General features: G+C 46.6%; 15 protein-coding genes. 6 read left to right on the top strand and 9 right to left on the bottom strand.

Annotated features, from left to right (window positions below; all coding sequences use genetic code 11):
• Positions 1–41 precede the first annotated feature (41 nt).
• From JT26_RS01015 to JT26_RS00980, 8 genes are all read right to left on the bottom strand, one after another.
• On the bottom strand, positions 42–713 hold the full coding sequence (locus JT26_RS01015; RefSeq protein WP_052110266.1) for a helix-hairpin-helix domain-containing protein: 672 nt from the start codon (positions 711–713) through the stop codon (positions 42–44).
• A 12-nt stretch (positions 714–725) separates the two neighbouring features.
• On the bottom strand, positions 726–1,388 hold the full coding sequence (locus JT26_RS01010; protein ID WP_036790042.1) for an ABC transporter ATP-binding protein: 663 nt from the start codon (positions 1,386–1,388) through the stop codon (positions 726–728).
• The gene (locus JT26_RS01005) at positions 1,385–2,128 is read right to left on the bottom strand and encodes a ThiF family adenylyltransferase (protein ID WP_036844824.1); all 744 of its coding nucleotides are present in this window, start codon (positions 2,126–2,128) and stop codon (positions 1,385–1,387) included. The genes JT26_RS01010 and JT26_RS01005 overlap by 4 nt, the downstream gene beginning before the upstream one ends.
• A gap of 225 nt (positions 2,129–2,353) precedes the next feature.
• On the bottom strand, positions 2,354–3,667 hold the full coding sequence (locus tag JT26_RS01000) for an ABC transporter permease (protein ID WP_036790036.1): 1,314 nt from the start codon (positions 3,665–3,667) through the stop codon (positions 2,354–2,356).
• Entirely contained in the window at positions 3,664–4,605 is a 942-nt protein-coding gene (locus JT26_RS00995) for an ABC transporter ATP-binding protein (protein ID WP_036844821.1), read from the bottom strand. The genes JT26_RS01000 and JT26_RS00995 overlap by 4 nt, the downstream gene beginning before the upstream one ends.
• A gap of 23 nt (positions 4,606–4,628) precedes the next feature.
• Complete coding sequence (dnaG, locus tag JT26_RS00990; protein WP_036844818.1) at positions 4,629–6,647, bottom strand: DNA primase; 2,019 nt, start codon at positions 6,645–6,647, stop codon at positions 4,629–4,631.
• Positions 6,617–7,378, bottom strand: a complete 762-nt coding sequence (kdsB, locus tag JT26_RS00985) for a 3-deoxy-manno-octulosonate cytidylyltransferase (RefSeq protein WP_036844816.1) — start codon at positions 7,376–7,378, stop codon at positions 6,617–6,619. Before kdsB ends, dnaG begins: the two co-directional genes overlap by 31 nt.
• Before the next feature lie 63 nt (positions 7,379–7,441).
• A complete protein-coding gene (locus JT26_RS00980; RefSeq protein ID WP_036844813.1) occupies positions 7,442–9,508 on the bottom strand; it encodes a hypothetical protein in 2,067 nt (688 codons plus the stop codon).
• Positions 9,509–10,418: 910 nt separating this feature from the next.
• On the opposite strand from JT26_RS00980, the gene JT26_RS00970 reads away from it, so the two are divergent.
• The 6 genes from JT26_RS00970 to JT26_RS00945 all read left to right on the top strand — a co-directional run bounded on the left by JT26_RS00970 (position 10,419) and on the right by JT26_RS00945 (position 16,739).
• Complete coding sequence (locus JT26_RS00970; RefSeq protein WP_036790017.1) at positions 10,419–11,795, top strand: tryptophanase; 1,377 nt, start codon at positions 10,419–10,421, stop codon at positions 11,793–11,795.
• Between the two features lie 251 nt (positions 11,796–12,046).
• Positions 12,047–12,454, top strand: coding sequence for a methylmalonyl-CoA epimerase (gene mce, locus JT26_RS00965; protein ID WP_036790014.1), 408 nt, complete (start codon positions 12,047–12,049; stop codon positions 12,452–12,454).
• Between the two features lie 63 nt (positions 12,455–12,517).
• Entirely contained in the window at positions 12,518–14,071 is a 1,554-nt protein-coding gene (locus tag JT26_RS00960; RefSeq protein WP_036844806.1) for an acyl-CoA carboxylase subunit beta, read from the top strand.
• A gap of 33 nt (positions 14,072–14,104) precedes the next feature.
• Positions 14,105–14,998 carry an OadG family transporter subunit gene (locus tag JT26_RS00955; protein ID WP_036844971.1) on the top strand — a complete coding sequence of 298 codons (894 nt, stop codon included), beginning with the start codon at positions 14,105–14,107 and terminating at the stop codon, positions 14,996–14,998.
• Between the two features lie 85 nt (positions 14,999–15,083).
• Positions 15,084–15,566, top strand: coding sequence for a biotin/lipoyl-containing protein (locus JT26_RS00950; protein ID WP_036844804.1), 483 nt, complete (start codon positions 15,084–15,086; stop codon positions 15,564–15,566).
• A gap of 9 nt (positions 15,567–15,575) precedes the next feature.
• A complete protein-coding gene (locus JT26_RS00945; protein ID WP_036790005.1) occupies positions 15,576–16,739 on the top strand; it encodes a sodium ion-translocating decarboxylase subunit beta in 1,164 nt (387 codons plus the stop codon).
• 156 nt (positions 16,740–16,895) lie between these two features.
• On the opposite strand, the gene JT26_RS00940 is transcribed toward JT26_RS00945, so the two are convergent.
• The gene (locus tag JT26_RS00940) at positions 16,896–17,669 is read right to left on the bottom strand and encodes an ion transporter (protein WP_052089953.1); all 774 of its coding nucleotides are present in this window, start codon (positions 17,667–17,669) and stop codon (positions 16,896–16,898) included.
• Positions 17,670–17,853: the final 184 nt, after the last annotated feature.

Raw genomic sequence — 17,853 nt, 5'->3', positions numbered from 1 at the left:
TTTTAGACATTGCAAATTTAGTCATAATATACGAGACGCCCTTACTCTAATATGATATAAGGCGACAATCTAAGGCTATCATCCACAGAGAAGAGCGAGGTCTCGTACAATCCTTTCCACGTGGGGAGGTCTCCTTTGGTGAGAATACGCTTGAGAGCGGACGCCTGACGGAATGAGACATAAGGATGTCTGCGCAGCTCTCCACCTTCAAAAGATGAGATCCTGACAGGCATCGGAAGCTCTTTTACATAGAAGTAGGGCTTTATCCGGCTGTATCGCTCTCTATCCATTCCATAGACCTCCTGAAGCTGTTCCGTACAATAATAATAGCCCCAAAGCAGCTCCCTATACTTCACAATCCTTTTGGCAAAAGAGGGACCGATGCCGGGCACACGGACGAGTAGGACAGAGTCGGCACTGTTGAGGTCTATCTTCTCTCCTTTTTTCATCTTCTCCGGGAGCTGCTCACGTTTCGGAGGTCCGGGATAATGCTTCGTGCGAGAGACCGTATCTTCGACAACAGCGGGGATATTCGGGACAGTATCCTTCAAGGTTTCCGAGCTTTCCTGTGCCACAACAGCTCCGTGAGATCTTTCGGACGGATCGGAATAGAGCAGATACCCGGCAAAGAGGGCAACAAAAAGGAGAAGAATGATGATGGCGGTTACATCCGAACGTTTGAGATAAAACCAAGCAGGTCTTTTCTTACCCATGGGAAGCGGCTTTTATTGACAGATCCCGTCCGCAAGTCTGACGGTACGATCGGCTATCTTGGTCAGCGCATCGTCATGAGTTACGATGACGAAAGTGAGACCTTTTTCCTCTCTAAGCTTCAGGAACAGACTGTGCAGCTCCTCTTTGTGTGCCTTATCCAATGCTCCCGACGGCTCGTCTGCAAGGATCACCGTAGGGTTATTGATAAGAGCGCGACCCACGGCCACGCGTTGCTTTTCTCCGCCACTTAGTGCTGCCGGTTTGTGATGAAGCCTCTCTCCCATATTGAGATAACGGAGCAGCTCTTCCGCTTTGGCGTAGGCATCTTTCTTGGACACCCCTGCGATGAGAGCGGGTATTGCGACATTTTCAAGAGCGGTAAGCTCCGGCAGGATCTGATGAAACTGAAACACGAAGCCGATGTGTTTGTTGCGAAATCTTGCCTGCTCGTCTCCTTTAAGCGTTACTACGTCCGTGCCGTTGATCCGGACAGATCCTCCGTCCGGACTGTCCAGTGTCCCCAATATCTGCAGCAGGGTTGTCTTCCCGGTGCCGCTTGCTCCCACGACGGCTACTATCTCTCGTTCGTACACCTCTATCGAGAGACCTTTCAGTATATGTAGCGGACCGAAGCTCTTCTCTATTCCTTGGGCGGATATTACAGCTTTGCTCATTCGTTTTCTTCTTTTTGGGTTATCACACTTACGGCATAATAAGCCGCATAACATCCGGCTACGGCGGGCAGATAAGCCACTGTTCCGTTCACCGATTTCTTATTGTTTTCTCCGTCTGTTACTTCAAGCGTCTCCTTATCAGGCAGCTCTTCAGAGTAGACAACGGGGAAAGAGACCGAGACGCCGAGCTTTCTTAATCTTTTCCGGACGACTCTTGAGAGAGGACATCCACCTACTTTCTTCATGTCGCCCACTCTAAGCTTTGTGGGATCAAACTTCGAGCCGGCGCCCATGGCGGATATGAACGGCATAGAACGGCGTTGAAGCGAGGCGATCAGAAAGACCTTTGGGCTCAATGTATCTATTGCATCTATGACGAAAGCGTAGGGTTCTGCGTCCAGCAACTCTTCGGTGAATTCATCTTTCAGGAATAGCCGGTGAGTCCTAACAACACACTCCGGGGCAATATCTCTGATGCGCTCTTCCCATAAATCCACTTTAGCCTTTCCAACAGTCGAGCAGGCGGCAATGATCTGTCTGTTGCGGTTGCTCTCCTGAACCTCATCGGCATCCACGATAGTGAGGTGTCCCACTCCGACACGAGCCAACATCTCCAAAGCGTATCCTCCCACACCGCCTGCGCCCACCACCAGCACGTGAGCCTCTCTAAGCTTCTGCATGGCTTCGGTACCCATCAAGAGTTCGGTACGCTCCTGCCATCCGTAAACGTTCTCAATCATAGGCACAAAAATACGAAAAACGAAGAAGAGAGTGCTATCGTGACTCCTTTTTCGTATGTCAAACTTACAAACGAATATTTACTCTCTAAGGTGAAAAACAAAGATCTGCAAACCGGAAGTCCTAAAGCGTTTCCGGCTTGCAGATTCGTCTGCGAAAGAGATCGGCTAAGTCTTATCTGTATTCAAACAAAGCTCCTCTCTGTTTCATCTTGACTTTTTCGCCCACTACTTATAGCGCAACCACTGCATCAAGGTCTTGTAGGACGGTTTCTTGCCATACATCAATATACCGACACGATATATTCTGGAAGCAAACCAGATAGAACCGAGAGCCGAAGCAATAAGTATTACAATGGATAGTACCAACTGCCACATCGGAGGCTCGAAAGGCAAACGAACCATCATCACCACCGGAGAAGAGAGCGGGAACATGGAAGCAAAAATAGTAAGCGGAGCATCCGGATTATTTGCAGCATAGAAGCCGAAGTAAAATGCCAACAAAGAAATGATCGTTACGGGCATCATCAGTTGTTGTCCGTCTTCATCGTTGTCTATCGCCGAGCCCACTGCGGCATAAAGAGAGGCATAGATCAGATAACCTCCAAGGAAGTAGAGGATGAATGACACGAAGATGAGCGAGAAGTTGATGCTCTGCAACGGCACAAGAATCTCTTCGATGAAGCCCTCCATCATGACACTTTCCTGTGCGGCAGAGATCTGCTTCATCTCCGCAACGGATGTAGTGAAGGTGTCGAACATGAAGAGCTGAAGCAGGAAGACTCCCCCGACAAACACCACAGCCCAAATAAAGAGCTGAGTGAAACCGATGAGAAGTGCAGCGATAATCTTGCCCATAAGAAGCTCAAAAGGCTGCACGGAGGAGATGATCACCTCCACGACACGATTCTTCTTCTCTTCCCGAACGGAGGCAAATACCATCATCCCGTACATGAAGATGAAGAAGTACATCACGAAATTGGTTATCATCCCCAAAGCAGATGCCAAACCGGCGGAAGAAGAGACGCTGTCCTCTCCGGACGCAACGATCTTCGCAGTCTGTATATCCAGACGCACTTTGGTATCATCAATAATGTTTTTCAGGTTCGGAATATCGAAAGAAGCGATCTTCTCCTCTTGAAGCACCGGCATGATTTGATCATAAACAAGATCCGAAAGCTCCGATGTAACCTGCTTTTCCGTAAAGATTTTTATCCCTCTGGGATTCTCCAACAAGTCCTCCGAGATGAGCACATAGGCATACATCTCTGTTCCTTCGGCTCGCTCCTCATCTAAGCTCTTGGAAGTGGTTATGAAACGAAAACCGTCCTTGTTCTTAAGGTGGGAGAAGTACTTTCCGGGCTGGTCTGCAACAAGAACCACTTTCTCTTCGTCCGTTGTACTCTTGGTGTTCATCAATATCGCCGGGATAAAGCTGATGGCGATAAAGAAGATCGGGGTGAGAATCGTAAAAATAATGAACGACTTCTTGAGTACCTTCTCACGATACTCACGAGATATTATTACTCCTAACTTTTTCATGCTTCTACTACTACTGGTTCTGTTTTGGTTACAGTGTCTATGAATATGTCCTGTATGGACGGAATGATCTCTTCAAACTTCACAAGCTCGCCAAGTGGAACAAAGTCCGCGATAATCTCGTTCACGCTCGCCTGATTCGGGTTCAGCACCTCCACTTCCCAAAATCCGGCTCTCTCGTTATGATGCATACTGACACCGTAACGCTCCTTAAGAGATGACGGTATCTCAAATCCGTTGTTGGCGTAGTAGCTGATACCATATTTAGATCCCTTGAAACGCTGTTTGATTTCGCTTACTGAACCTTGAAGTACAAGGCGAGACTTATTGATCAGTCCCATATCATCGCACACCTCTTCCACGCTCTGCATATTGTGTGTGGAGAATATAATGGTGTGTCCTTTATCTTTGAAACCGAGGATTTCATCTTTTAGGAGCTTGGCATTGACGGGGTCGAAACCGCTGAAAGGCTCGTCAAAGATGAGCAGTTCGGGTTCATGAAGGACAGTGGCAACAAATTGCACCTTCTGCTGCATCCCTTTGGAGAGCTCTTCTACCTTGCGATTCCACCAAGGCATGATATCAAACTTCTCGAACCATTCTGTCAGCTTCTTCACGGCATCCTGTCTGGAAAGTCCTTTAAGTCTTGCCAGATAGATGGCCTGCTCTCCTACTTTCATCTTGCGGAAGAGTCCTCTCTCTTCAGGAAGGTATCCGATGTTCTGCGTATCCTCCTGTACCATTTTTCTTCCCTTAAACAACACTTCTCCGCTATCGGATATACCAATGCGGTTAAGTATGCGTATAAGAGTGGTCTTACCTGCTCCGTTGGGACCAAGTAAACCATAAACTCTTCCTTGCTGCACCTCTATGCTGACATGATCCAATGCACGATGAGCGGAAAAGTCTTTTACAATCTCTTTTGTTTCTATAAAAATCATCTGGTTCGTATGTGTGTGGATTATTATTTCAGTATGATATTGTTTGGGATGAGAACACGCTCTCCCAATCGGTTTGCCATATTGTTCCTAATGGCTGTCCAGCGTTGTATCTCTTTCAGAATCTCTGTACGCCGTTCGATATTCTCCTCATCTGGCTCCTTCAAGCTCTCCATAAGGTGGTCTATCTTCTCTCTGACGTAGTTGAACTTCAGGTTCAGAATAAGCTTATAGACAGCTGTTACCAGCTTGTGAGCCTCTTCCGTCTTATCTTTTTCTCCTCCATGAATGGCGCTCAAAGGTCTCTCGTCCGTTATGATACGAGTACCCAACAGACGGATACCATCTTCCGGATGAGAGAGAAGCTGCTTGTAAATCTGCTCCTTATCCATATTCGGGATCATCTCTTTGTAGAGAAGGCGATAGAAACGCGTGAATGCTTCGGAGAAGAAGCCGGTGTCTTCCAGTTCGGACAGCTCTCCCTCCACCAGCTCGAATACTGCCGGAGAGTAAAGTTCGCCCGACTCGGTCTCAAACTTTATGGGGTCAAGGACGGTAAAAATATCTTTGAGCAGGGCGTGTAGCAAGGCAAACTCTCCCGGCTTGAGATTGTGATCTTTTGCCGGGGTCTGTACAAGCCGCTCTGTCTGCCCTTCCGTCGAGGGAGTCTCTGCCTCTTGTTCTATCCGTGAAAAAGATTGCTCGGAATGTTTCTGCCTCTCGCTCCTCTTTTCGCTGATGGATGAGAATGCCACTTCTTCCGATATTCCCGTATGGGCAACGGCTTCTTTGATGTAAAACTCCCTTGTCAGCTCATCCGGAATGAGTGCGATAGAGGATAGAATACTGCTCGTCATCTGCACGCGAGCCTGTACGTCCTGTCCCTTGTTTCGCATCAGTACATCGCTCTTAAAGCTCACAAAGTCCTGTTCGTTGGTATCGACATAGGCGTAAAACTCTTCAAGTGTTTTCTCTTTGACAAATGTATCGGGGTCGTGTTCGGGAGGAAGCGTGAGGATCTTAACGTTCAATCCCTGCTCCAATCCCACATCAATACCACGAAGAGCCGCTTTAAGTCCCGGAGCATCTCCGTCAAAAAAGAGCGTTATATTGTGAGTAAACCTCTTGATTTTACGCACTTGAGACTCTGTCAAAGCCGTACCGGAAGATGCCACCACATGCTTTATTCCTGCCTGATGAAGTGCCAAAACATCCATGTAACCCTCTACAACAAAGCATTTGTCCTGCTTGCCGATCTCCTGTTTTGCCTGAAAAAGTCCGTATAGCTCGTCTCCTTTACTATAAATATCCGTTTCTGGAGAGTTGACGTACTTCGCTGCTTTTTGAGAAGGTTTCAGGATCCGACCTCCAAAACCAACTACACCTCCGGAGAGAGTATGTATCGGGAATATGATCCGACCTTGGAAACGTTCCCAGATGCGCCCGTCTTCTCCTTTCGTTATAAGTCCTGCCTTGATAAGAGATTCCTCCTTGAGACCTTTTTTCATAGCCTCTGAGTGGAGATACCCTTGCTTATCGGGAGAAAAGCCTATCTGAAACGCTTTCAAGACCTCTTCATGGAAGCCTCGTTCTCTGAAGTAGGATAGACCGATGGTGCGACCCTCTTGCACTTCAAACAGTTCGCGGACAAAAAGGTCGCGGGCAAAGCTGTTTGCCATGAAGAGAGCCTCTCTCTCGTTTCGGACTTCAAGCTCCTCCGCCGAGAGTTCGCGCTCCACAATCTCTATTCCATACTTTTTGGCAAGGTATCGTATGGCATCGACCCACGAGAGTTGCTCGTGTTTCATGATGAAGTTGAGAGGAGAACCGCCCTCTCCACAGCTGAAACACTTGCATATATTCTTGGAAGGAGAAACGTAGAAAGAAGGATTGCGATCCTGATGAAACGGACAGAGACCTATATAATTCTGTCCACGACGATGCAGAGATACGAAGTCGCTCACCACGTCTACTATCTCTGCTCTGTCCAGAACCTCGTCTACCGTTCTGGCATCTATCCTATATTTTCCGCCAACACCCTCCATGCTGTTTCAAGATCCTCCTCTGTATCTATTCCGATAGTCGGGATGTCCGTCTCTCGGCATACTATCCGGAAGCCGTTTTGTAGCCAACGAAGCTGCTCCAGCATCTCTATACACTCGTATGGAGAGCGTGGAAGAGCACAGACTTTCTCCAATGCTTCCGGTCGGTAAGCGTACATTCCAAGATGTTTATAGTAAACGCCGGAAAGATCTGCCGGTATGCCTCCCTCATCTTTTCGGGAGTACGGAATCGGCAGACGGGAGAAATAAAGTGCATTATCGGAAAGATCCCTGACCACTTTCACCACATTCGGATTCTTTGCCAGCTCCGAGACATCCCCCTCTTTAGCCAAATCTATGCAGAGAGTCGCTATATCCGTCCTGGCATCTTCGAATGCACTGCGAAGCAGATCCAGATGCTCTTTTGAGACAAAAGGTTCATCCCCCTGCACATTGATGATGACATCCGCCACAAATCCGCTCTTCCTGTACGCCTCGAGGCAACGATCCGTTCCGCTTTGATGGTCCGGAGAGGTCATGATGGCTTTTCCCCCGTGTGCCTCCACGGCATCCAGAATCTCTTGCGAATCTGTTGCGACAACGGCAAGATCCGCATACCGACTTGCACGATTGTAAACATGTACCACTATGGGCAGGTCGCCAAGCAGTCTCAAAGGCTTACGGGGCAGGCGTTGAGAGCCTATCCGGGCAGGAATGATTGCTATTGTTTTCATCGACATTGCTATACTTAAAGATCTCTCTGCAAAGATAGCGGAAAAAGCCTACGGTGTCCCGATTTATTTTCTCAAGACACGCAAGGCCTCCGAAGTGGATGTCAGGATCGGTTCAGTAGATATGGGAGCACCTACGGCATGCTTCATCCAATGGTTCGGAAGTATTCGTCCCACAGAGAACATCCGCTGTACCTCTTTTGCCAAGTTCTTATCTCCCATGTATTTTTCTATCTGGAAGTTGATAAGATGCCCTACGGAATAGTTCGGCAAATAGAGCGGATAGACCAACATGTGAGAATAAATTCCCAGCAGGGTCTCGTCTTTTCCTCCGAGTATGTCGGAATAGTAGCTGTTCCAAACCTCTTTGGAGATCCTCAAGAGAGCCTCTTTGAGCTCTACCGGAGAGGCTTCGGGGTTGGCATACATCCACTCCCACACGGCGATGTCCACGAGCGACACACCCATGATCTCGTAACAGCTCCAAAACTTATCGAGAGCCATATAGTACATATCCTCTTCCGAAATGGTCTGCAATCCGAGCAGCTGAAGATCTTTCAGCTGAAACAAGAAAGCAAGAGCCTCTGTAAAGCCGGTGTTGGGTACGCCGTTGAGCATATAATAGTCGACATCGTTCATCGAAATGGTCTGTTCGACATTGTGTCCGAACTCGTGTACGGCAATGTTGTAGCCTTTGTAGTCCATCCCTTTCTCCCCTATTCTTGTACGCAGTCGGGCTACATCGCCTCTCATCATAGAGCCCATGGCGTGTCCGGCACCTCTTGAAGGATCTACCACAATCAGTGAAGTGATACGCTCAGCCTCTTCCGGTGTCCAGCCGAGCTTTACAAGGATATGAGGCAGATCTGCTTTGAGAGCATCCGGATTGGGATAGAGCTTGGAAGTGATCTTTGTAAGCTCATCTTCGGACATGGTTCCGCGAGGTTTGAATCCATCGTACCAAATATCGAAAGGCTCCAACGGACGACCGAGTCGCTCTGCTATGAACGATGCCACCTCTCTCACCTGAGGCGATGTAAGCAGACTGATGAAGAGCGACTTAACCTCAGCCAGCGGAATCTCCATGTCTCGATCTATGGCTCTGTCTATCTGGGTGGGATAGTGAGGGAAGTAAGGGTCCAGAGCTTTTGAGGAAAGAAAATTGTTGAGCAGTGCCACATAACGCCTGTCTTCCGAACTTTTCGCCGCCACATCGGCTCCGGAAGCATCCACGATCTTATTGCTGTAAGGCTCCCAAAGCAGCTCTTCATTGCCCACAACGTTTTCAGGCAGGGTCTGATCTATTATTCGCTTCATCACTTGGTAGATCATCCGCTGTTTTGTTAGTCCCTGCTCTTTGTTGGCATAGTTGGATTTAAGCTCGTCTCTCAACCCCCAATGAGATATGAGCTTCATCTCTTCCGGGAAGAGTCTCTGCCCCTTTTCGTCCACAAGATTGCCCATTACGATGTTGTATTCGGCTATATAGGTGTCGTTCTCGGTAAGTACCTTGGACTGTTCTTGCTTTATGGCTGCCGGTACGCGAGAGATAAAGCGGTCTCCCATCCGTGCATAAGCCCACTCTCTTCTGCTCCAGCTCTCGCCCAGACGGCTCTTCTCTTCGAGCGTATAGAATGGGAAGTTGAGTGCCGTAACGAATGCCACCTTCCCGGAGAACATATCGTCATCCAAGTGAGCATACACATCGTAGTAGCCAAAGAGCATATCCAGCTCCGTTGTGGCAGGTCCCGATACGTGCAAAGGGCGTTTCAGGTGAGAGTCTATCTTATGAAAGTGTCCGATCATAACTTCAAAATTGCGCTCCAGAGTGTCGTACAGCTTGGAGAGTTCTGCCTCATCCGCCACAAACATTTTGCGGCAAAAAGCCTCAAACTCTTCGGCTGTGCCATCTTCGGCACGCCACAACGCTGCCACTTGAGAGACTCCACGCTCTATTCTGAACAAGGAGGACTTCCCATGCAACATCTTTAGGGTGTCTGTCGTTTTCTGTATCTGTTCCATAGTGATAGAGGTTGCCGCCTCCGACTTATCCGTACCGCACTTATTCTGTCCGGCACAGGCAGAGAGCAGTAACGCGAAAGTCGCAAGCAAGATTGCATTTAATCGTCTCATAGGTCCTTAACTAAATTGGTTGTACTATTTCTTTGGAGATCTCTTTCGCTAAAAAGAGATTAAAATATCCATGTAAATATAAAACGTTTTAGGGGAACGAACAAAGTAAATACTATTAAGAAGAAAAAAGGGCATAGGGGAAAGATGCTCCGGCAAAGTGCACTTTTATATAAAAACAGGGAGATGAAGCCATTTTTTCCGACCGGCTCATCTTCTCCTCAAATTGCGCCCACGCCTTAAGAAAAGAGATAAAAACCTATAAACCAACAGGTTCATAGATTTTTCGAATTTGAGAACTTTTCTCCCTTTGGTCGCTTTCAGGCGCCATTTCTGCGTTAATAAACATCAAAATATGCAGGGTCAAATGTAAATGGATCCTAATACAAAAATCACCCCAAAAACTAACGTCAAAGGGCAAAAATCGCTAAAATACTTGTTATCAACAAAGTAAGCGAAAAATCTTAACACGTTAATCGAATCCGGTAAACGTGTTTAATGAAATCACTAAACGTGTTCATTGAAAAATTAAACACGTTAAGCCGACAAAATATATTGCTTTATCGTTTTGGGTGAACAGGAATCGAAATTTATGTTAATAAAAAGAGCAATTTTAACTATTCGTTCACCTTCCCGAAATGGGGTGTCGGAACAAAATAGAGAGAGGGAAAAAGAGAAGCGTTTTCGGTATGGAATATATAAAAATGAAAGGGTCGGCGAATTTTGATTTTTCAACAAAATTTCAGAGTTTGCATGACAAAAAAATAATCCCTAAATTTATCCCGATTTTGGGAAACAGATCTCTCCGATTTGGTAAAAACCACAACCCAAACCGGAGAAAACAGAGAGCTTCCCGAAATGGAATCGAATACTGAATTATGTACCATATTTAACGATATAACACAAGAAAGTTATGGAAATACCATTTGCAGAATCTTACCGCATCAAAATGGTTGAGCCGATCCACAGATCGACTCGTGAAGAGCGTGAACAATGGATCAAGGAGGCGAAGTATAACCTCTTCAAGCTAAGCAGTAAACACGTTTTCATCGACCTCCTTACAGACTCCGGTACCGGAGCAATGAGCAACCGCCAATGGTCTGCCATGATGATGGGAGACGAAAGCTATGCCGGAGCAGAAAGCTATTTCGAGCTGAAAGAAGCTATCGAAAAGATCCTCGGATTCCCTTACTTCTTACCTACTCACCAGGGACGAGCAGCAGAGAACGTGCTTTTCTCTACAATCGTAAAAGAGGGCGACTATCTTCCGGGCAACTCTCACTTTGACACCACAAAAGGTCATATAGAATACCGCAAGGCTCATGCCGTAGACTGTACCATATCAGCGGCAGCACAGACAGAGCTTGAGCTTCCGTTCAAGGGAGAAGTAGACTTGGAAAAGCTGGAAAAGGTATTGGCAAACAACCCTAAAGAGAAGATCCCTTGCGTGGTACTTACGGTAACCAACAACACGGCAGGCGGTCAGCCCGTATCTATGAAGAATATACGCGACGTGCACAACCTCTGCCGCAAGTATGATATTCCATTGCTGTTGGACTCTGCACGCTTTGCGGAAAATGCTTACTTCATCAAGACAAGAGAAGAGGGCTATGCAGACAAGAGCATCAAAGAGATCGTGCGCGAAATGTTCTCTTATGCAGACATGATGACCATGTCCAGCAAGAAAGATGCTATCGTAAACATGGGCGGTTTCGTGGCTTTCAAGAACGAAGAGCTATGGAAAAGATGCCAGATGTTCTGTATCATGAACGAAGGATATATCACCTACGGCGGTATGAGTGGACGAGATATGGCTGCTTTGGCAGTAGGCTTGGACGAAGGCACTCAATTCGATACATTGGACACCAGAATACGTCAGGTGCAATATCTTGCGGCAAAACTCGATGAGTATGGCATACCTTATCAACGTCCGGCAGGCGGACACGCCATCTTCCTCGATGCCAAAAAGATCCTTCCTCAACTGCCTCGCGAAGAGTTCGTAGCCCAAACATTGGGAGTGGAACTCTATCTGGAAGCCGGAATACGCGGTGTAGAGATCGGTGCCATCCTTGCAGACCGGGATCCTGAAACCAAAGAGAACAGATATCCGGAGCTTGAACTGCTTCGTCTTGCAATACCTCGCCGTACATATACAAACAACCACATGGATGTGATTGCCGCAGCAGTGAAAAATGTATATGACCGCAGGGAAAGCATCACAAAAGGATATGCGATAACTTTTGAACAACCCGTGATGCGTCACTTCACAGTAGAACTTAAAAAGCTATAACGTGAAGCTGCTCATCAAACACTTATAAGTGGAAAGAAATATTCGGCGAGTCTCACCTGATAAACTGTGTGAGGTTCGCCGAATGACTTTTATTCCCCCGAACGGAGAGCAGCAAAGAAGACTCAAAAGCGATACATTTGCCAATAAAATCGGACTCTCTTAAAAAATTGTCCTAATAAAGATAATGTTCTATATTTGCATAACAGAATAACGTAAGCAAGATTTATACACAAACACTTATACATTTCATTATGAATATTTCTCACATTGAGCACTTGGGTATTGCCGTTAAGAGCATCGAAGATTCTCTTCCATACTACGAGGGAGTCTTGGGTCTAAAGTGCTACAACATCGAAGTAGTAGAAGACCAAAAAGTAAAAACCGCTTTCTTCAAGGTAGGACAAACCAAGATAGAGCTTCTTGAACCAACCTCAGAAGACAGTACTATTGCGAAGTTCATAGAGAAAAAAGGAGAAGGTATCCACCACATTGCATTCTCTGTAGCCGATGTGAATGCAGAGCTGCCACTGTTGGAAGAAAAAGGTGTCCAGCTCATCGACAAGAAAGCCCGTAAAGGAGCAGAAGGTCTAAACATCGCATTCCTTCACCCGAAAAGTACAAGAGGCGTACTTACGGAGCTTTGCTGCTCTTGCGAATAATACTCCGCGAAGAGCCGAAACTTTTAGATCAGAAAGACAAACAAAATAAACACGAAATTTAGAATGAGTACTCAGTTAGACAAGATAAGAGAGCTTATCGAGAAAAGAAATACAGCTCGCCTGGGCGGCGGCGAAAAACGTATCGAAAGCCAGCATGCTCGTGGAAAATATACTGCTCGCGAACGTATAGCACTCCTTTTGGATGAAGGAAGTTTCGAGGAGTTCGATATGTTCGTACAGCACAGATGCTCGAACTTTGGTATAGATAAAACAAAGTTTCTCGGTGATGGTGTAGTGGTAGGCTCCGGTACAATAGACGGCAGACTGGTTTACATCTTTGCTCAAGACTTTACCGTATTTGGCGGTGCACTCTCTGAAATGCTTGCTGCTAAGATCTGTAAGGTGATGGATATGGCTATGAAGATGGGGGCTCCCGTTATCGGTCTTAACGACTCAGGCGGTGCACGTATCCAAGAAGGCGTAAACGCTCTTGCAGGATATGCAGAGATATTCCAACGCAATATCCTTGCTTCCGGTGTGGTACCTCAAATATCTGCCATCTTCGGTCCTTGTGCCGGTGGTGCGGTTTACTCTCCAGCTCTTACCGACTTCAATATCATGTGCCGCGGAACAAGCTATATGTTCCTTACCGGTCCTAAAGTGGTTAAGACCGTAACGTATGAAGATGTAACACAAGAAGAGCTTGGTGGAGCAGATGTTCATACAACCAAGTCGGGCGTGGCACACTTCGCAGTGGATACAGAAGAGGAAGGACTAAATCTTATCCGCCATCTTCTCAGCTTCATGCCGCAAAACAACATGGAGGATGCTCCGGCTATCGAATGCACCGACCCTGTAAACAGAATGGAAGATGCGTTGAACCACATCATTCCGGACTCTCCTAACCGTGCATACGATATGTATGACGTGATCGGTGCTATCGTGGATAATGGTGAGTTTCTTGAAGTACACAAAGACTACGCGCAGAATATCATCGTTGGTTTTGCTCGCTTCGGCGGTCAGAGTGTAGGTATCATTGCCAACCAACCAAAGGTGATGGCGGGTAGTTTGGACTGTAACGCGTCTCGCAAGGGTGCTCGTTTCGTTCGCTTCTGCGATGCTTTCAATATTCCTCTTGTTACGCTTGTGGACGTTCCTGGATTCCTTCCGGGTACCGGTCAAGAGTACAACGGCGTCATCACTCACGGGGCAAAGATTCTTTATGCTTACGGAGAAGCTACCGTGCCTAAGATTACAATCATTCTTCGCAAAGCGTATGGCGGTGCTTATATCGTAATGAGCTCTAAACACTTGCGCGGTGATATCAACTACGCTTGGCCTTCTGCGGAAATCGCCGTAATGGGTCCATCGGGAGCTGTTGAAGTGATCTTTGCGAAAGAAGTTGCTGCTGCAAGCGATCCGGCATTGGCTGCACAAGAAAAAGAAGCAGAGTATCGCAATGCATTTGCAAACCCATACAATGCTGCATCTTACGGTTACATCGACGATGTTATCGAGCCTGCAAATACTCGCTTCCGCATCGTAAGAGCATTGAAGCAGCTTCAAACAAAGAAAGTGTACAACCCGGCGAAGAAACACGACAACATTCCGCTATAATGTACTCTATCTTCAGACATGAATTCTTGCAAGATGAATAAACTTTTCATCAGGAGTACGCTCCTTCTCCTATGTTTTATCTTTCCTTTGGGCATATCGGCTCAGAGCGTAAAAGCTCTGCGTCTGAATGAAGTACTGGTAGTTAATGAAACAAACTTTATTGACGGTTACGGCAACAGGAGTGCTTGGATAGAAATATACAATAACTCCGCAGGAACGGTAAACATAGGAGGTTGCTTTCTGACTGATGATCAAAGCAATCCTAAGAAATATCCTATTCCGAGAGGAGACGTAAAAACAAAGATCGCTCCGTTTCAGCACACTCTTTTCTGGGCTGATAACTCTCCGGAGAAAGGGACGTTTCATGTCAACTTCACGTTAAAAACAGATCGACCGAACTATCTTGCCCTCTATGACGCCGATGGCAAAACGCTTATAGACGAAATAATGGTACCTGCCGGACAAAGAGCGGATATCAGTTACGGAAGAACGGTAGACGGCAAACCCGGATGGTCTGAACTTAAAAAAATAACTCCGGACACCAATAACGTCACTTTGGACACCAATACTAAAGTGGAAAACTTAAAGGTCAATGACCCTTACGGTGTCGCAATAATAGTAATATCTATGTTAGTAGTATTTTTAGCACTTATAGTCTTCTTCCTTGTGTTTAAGCCTGTGGGGAAATCTTTTACTCGCAATCAGGAAGGAAGAAGAAATGTCAAAGACATGTCGGATGCGGGCATCAAGCCAACGTCTCGTAAGGGAAATGCGGACGACGCTGTCTATGCAGCTATTGCGATGGCTATGTATGAACACTTCGAGTCAGGCTATGAAAAAGACGGTCGGATCACTATCTCTCCGGCTAAGAGAGCCTATTCTCCATGGAGTTCTAAAATACAAACCATGAGACAGTACCCAAGATAATAGAACGCTTGGAAGAGTCCGTCTATCTGCCCGAACAGATAGAGGAAAGACCTATAATAAATTTACACTCAAAGAATACAGAACAATGCAAACTTACAAATACACTATCAATGGTAAGGAATACGAAGTAACCATTGGAGAGACTAAAGGTAACGAAGTAGCCGTTAGTGTAAATGGCACACCATATACCGTAACTAAGGAAGGCAAGCAAGCAGCAGCGCCTGCACCTCAACCGGCTTCCGCTCCGGCTCCAACACCTAAAGCAGCTCCGGCTCCCGTTGCAGCACCTGCACCTCAACCGGCTCCTGCTCCTGCGGCTCCTGCTCCTGCTCCTGCTCCTGCAGCGTCAGGCTCAGGTCATGCCGTTAAATCTCCTCTTCCCGGAGTAATATTGGATATCACTTGTAATGTGGGAGATGCTGTGAAAAAAGGGCAAAAGCTTCTTGTCTTGGAAGCAATGAAGATGGAGAACGACATCAAAGCGGACAGAGACGGTGTTGTCGCATCTATCAATGTGGCTAAAGGCGAAAGCATCCAAGAAGGTCATACCCTCGTTACTATTTCATAATAAGCTCTCATGTTTGAAGCATTCTTAGATGTGCTTAGCAGCAGCCTCGATATGTTTATAAGCAATACGGGGTTTGCGAATGCCACATGGCAGCATTTTGTAATGTTGTCATTCGGATTGCTTTTCATCTTTTTAGGCATCAAATATGAGTGGGAGCCTCTTCTGCTCATCCCGATAGGTTTCGGGATGCTCATTGGCAATATTCCATTCAATGAAGAAGCCGGTTTACAGATAGGTATCTACGAAGAGGGTTCGGTACTGAATATCCTCTATCAAGGGGTTAGACAGGGGTGGTATCCTCCTCTTATATTCTTGGGTATCGGGGCAATGACGGACTTCTCTGCTCTCATATCCAATCCCAAGCTTATTTTGATTGGAGCGGCGGCTCAGTTTGGTATTTTCGGAGCATACGCCTTGGCTTTAGCTTTCGGTTTTGAACCGCATCAAGCCGGAGCCATCGGTATCATCGGAGGAGCAGATGGTCCTACTGCGATCTTTCTTGCTTCAAAGTTAGCTCCGAATCTGCTTGGAGCCATTGCTGTGTCTGCCTACTCTTACATGGCGTTGGTACCGCTTATCCAGCCTCCATTCATGCGTATGCTCACGACATCGAAAGAGCGCCTTATACGCATGAAGCCTCCACGTCAGGTCTCTCATACGGAGAAAGTCCTCTTCCCTATCATTGGTTTGTTGCTCACTACCTTTATTGTTCCTTCCGGACTACCTTTGTTAGGAATGCTGTTCTTCGGTAATCTCCTCAAAGAAAGCGGTGTTACAAGAAGATTGGCAGAGACTGCAAGAGGACCGCTTATTGACGTTGTAACGATTTTGCTCGGTGTTACCGTAGGTGCATCAACGCAGGCATCTCAGTTTCTATCCACGCAGTCGGTTCTTATCTTCGGGCTTGGAGCGTTCTCCTTCATGCTTGCTACTTGTGCAGGGATACTGTTTGTCAAGTTCTTCAACCTTTTCCTAAAAGGGGACAACAAGATAAACCCTCTCATCGGCAATGCCGGAGTATCTGCCGTTCCGGACTCTGCTCGTATATCGAACCATGTCGGATTGGAGTATGACGACACCAACTATCTGCTCATGCACGCCATGGGGCCGAATGTTGCCGGAGTCATCGGCTCTGCCGTAGCCGCCGGTATTCTGCTCGGCTTCCTCAGCTAAAAAGGATAAAGACATTTATAATATAAAAGGAGAAGATTTCGCTTGAGATCTTCTCCTTTTTATTTTATAGCAAATGAGCAAAACACCCGGGAGATACTTGTCTACGAAGAGCGACAATCCTCTTTCTGCCACAAAGTATCGGCAAAACAAAAAACGTCATTCCGAATCCCGCTCTTTTCTAAGCTCGTCCAAATAGCTCGCTGTTATCACACCAGACGGCAGCGCAATAATAGCCACACCAAACAGAGAAGACAACATACTGATGGCTCTTCCCATTTCCGTCACGGGACAGAGATCGCCGTATCCCACGGTGGTAAGGGTTACAGTAGCCCAGTAGAGAGCATCAAAGAAAGAGGAGAATGTCGGTTCACCGGTTTTCGGATTGATATAAGGCTCGGTGTTGAACATCACCAGAGCGGTAAGGAAGATATAAAAAAGGGCTATCACCAGCACGGACAGCAACACTTTCTTCTCCTTTTTCAGCACATTCAGAAAGATGGCAAGCTTATCCGTATATCGGAAAAACTTAAACAGCCGGAATATCCGCACCAGACGGGAAAGCCTGAAAACCTTCAACGCAGGAGAGAATATAGCCAAAGCCGGCAGTATGGAGAGAAGATCCACAATGGCCATGATGGTAAAAGGATAGATAAGGAAAGACCATCCACCTCTCTTCAGTTTAAGATCGGCAGTACTCCAACGCAGCACATAGTCCACGATAAAGATGCAGACGGTTACCAGCTCCATCTGCCGGAATATCGGATAATTCGTCATGAACATAAGGGGTACGATGCTCACCATTATGGCTATGACCATAAAAATATCGTAGGCATGGCTCCATCTGTTGCCACACTCTCCTTTTTCTATAAGGATAAAGAGTCGTTCTCTCAGCGACTGCGGCTGATACGGCTTAGCATTATTCGGGGACATTATCTCTATTAAAGTTTTTTATCTATTTCGGATGTAAAGTTACAAGTTTGGATAAAAAACAAGCCTTTCCTTCGATGAACTTGCAGCCTAAACCGGCAGAGGAAAGAGTAAAAACAGCCGTATCACTCATCTTGTGGGCATTAAAAGCCCCGTTTATAGCCTAATATTGCTTGTTTTTCCTATC

The sequence above is a fragment of the Porphyromonas sp. COT-108 OH1349 genome (genome assembly GCF_000768755.1).
Taxonomy (GTDB): domain Bacteria; phylum Bacteroidota; class Bacteroidia; order Bacteroidales; family Porphyromonadaceae; genus Porphyromonas_A; species Porphyromonas_A canoris.
The sequence above is the reverse complement of the archived record's forward strand: the minus strand, read 5'-3'. Positions and strand labels throughout refer to the sequence as shown.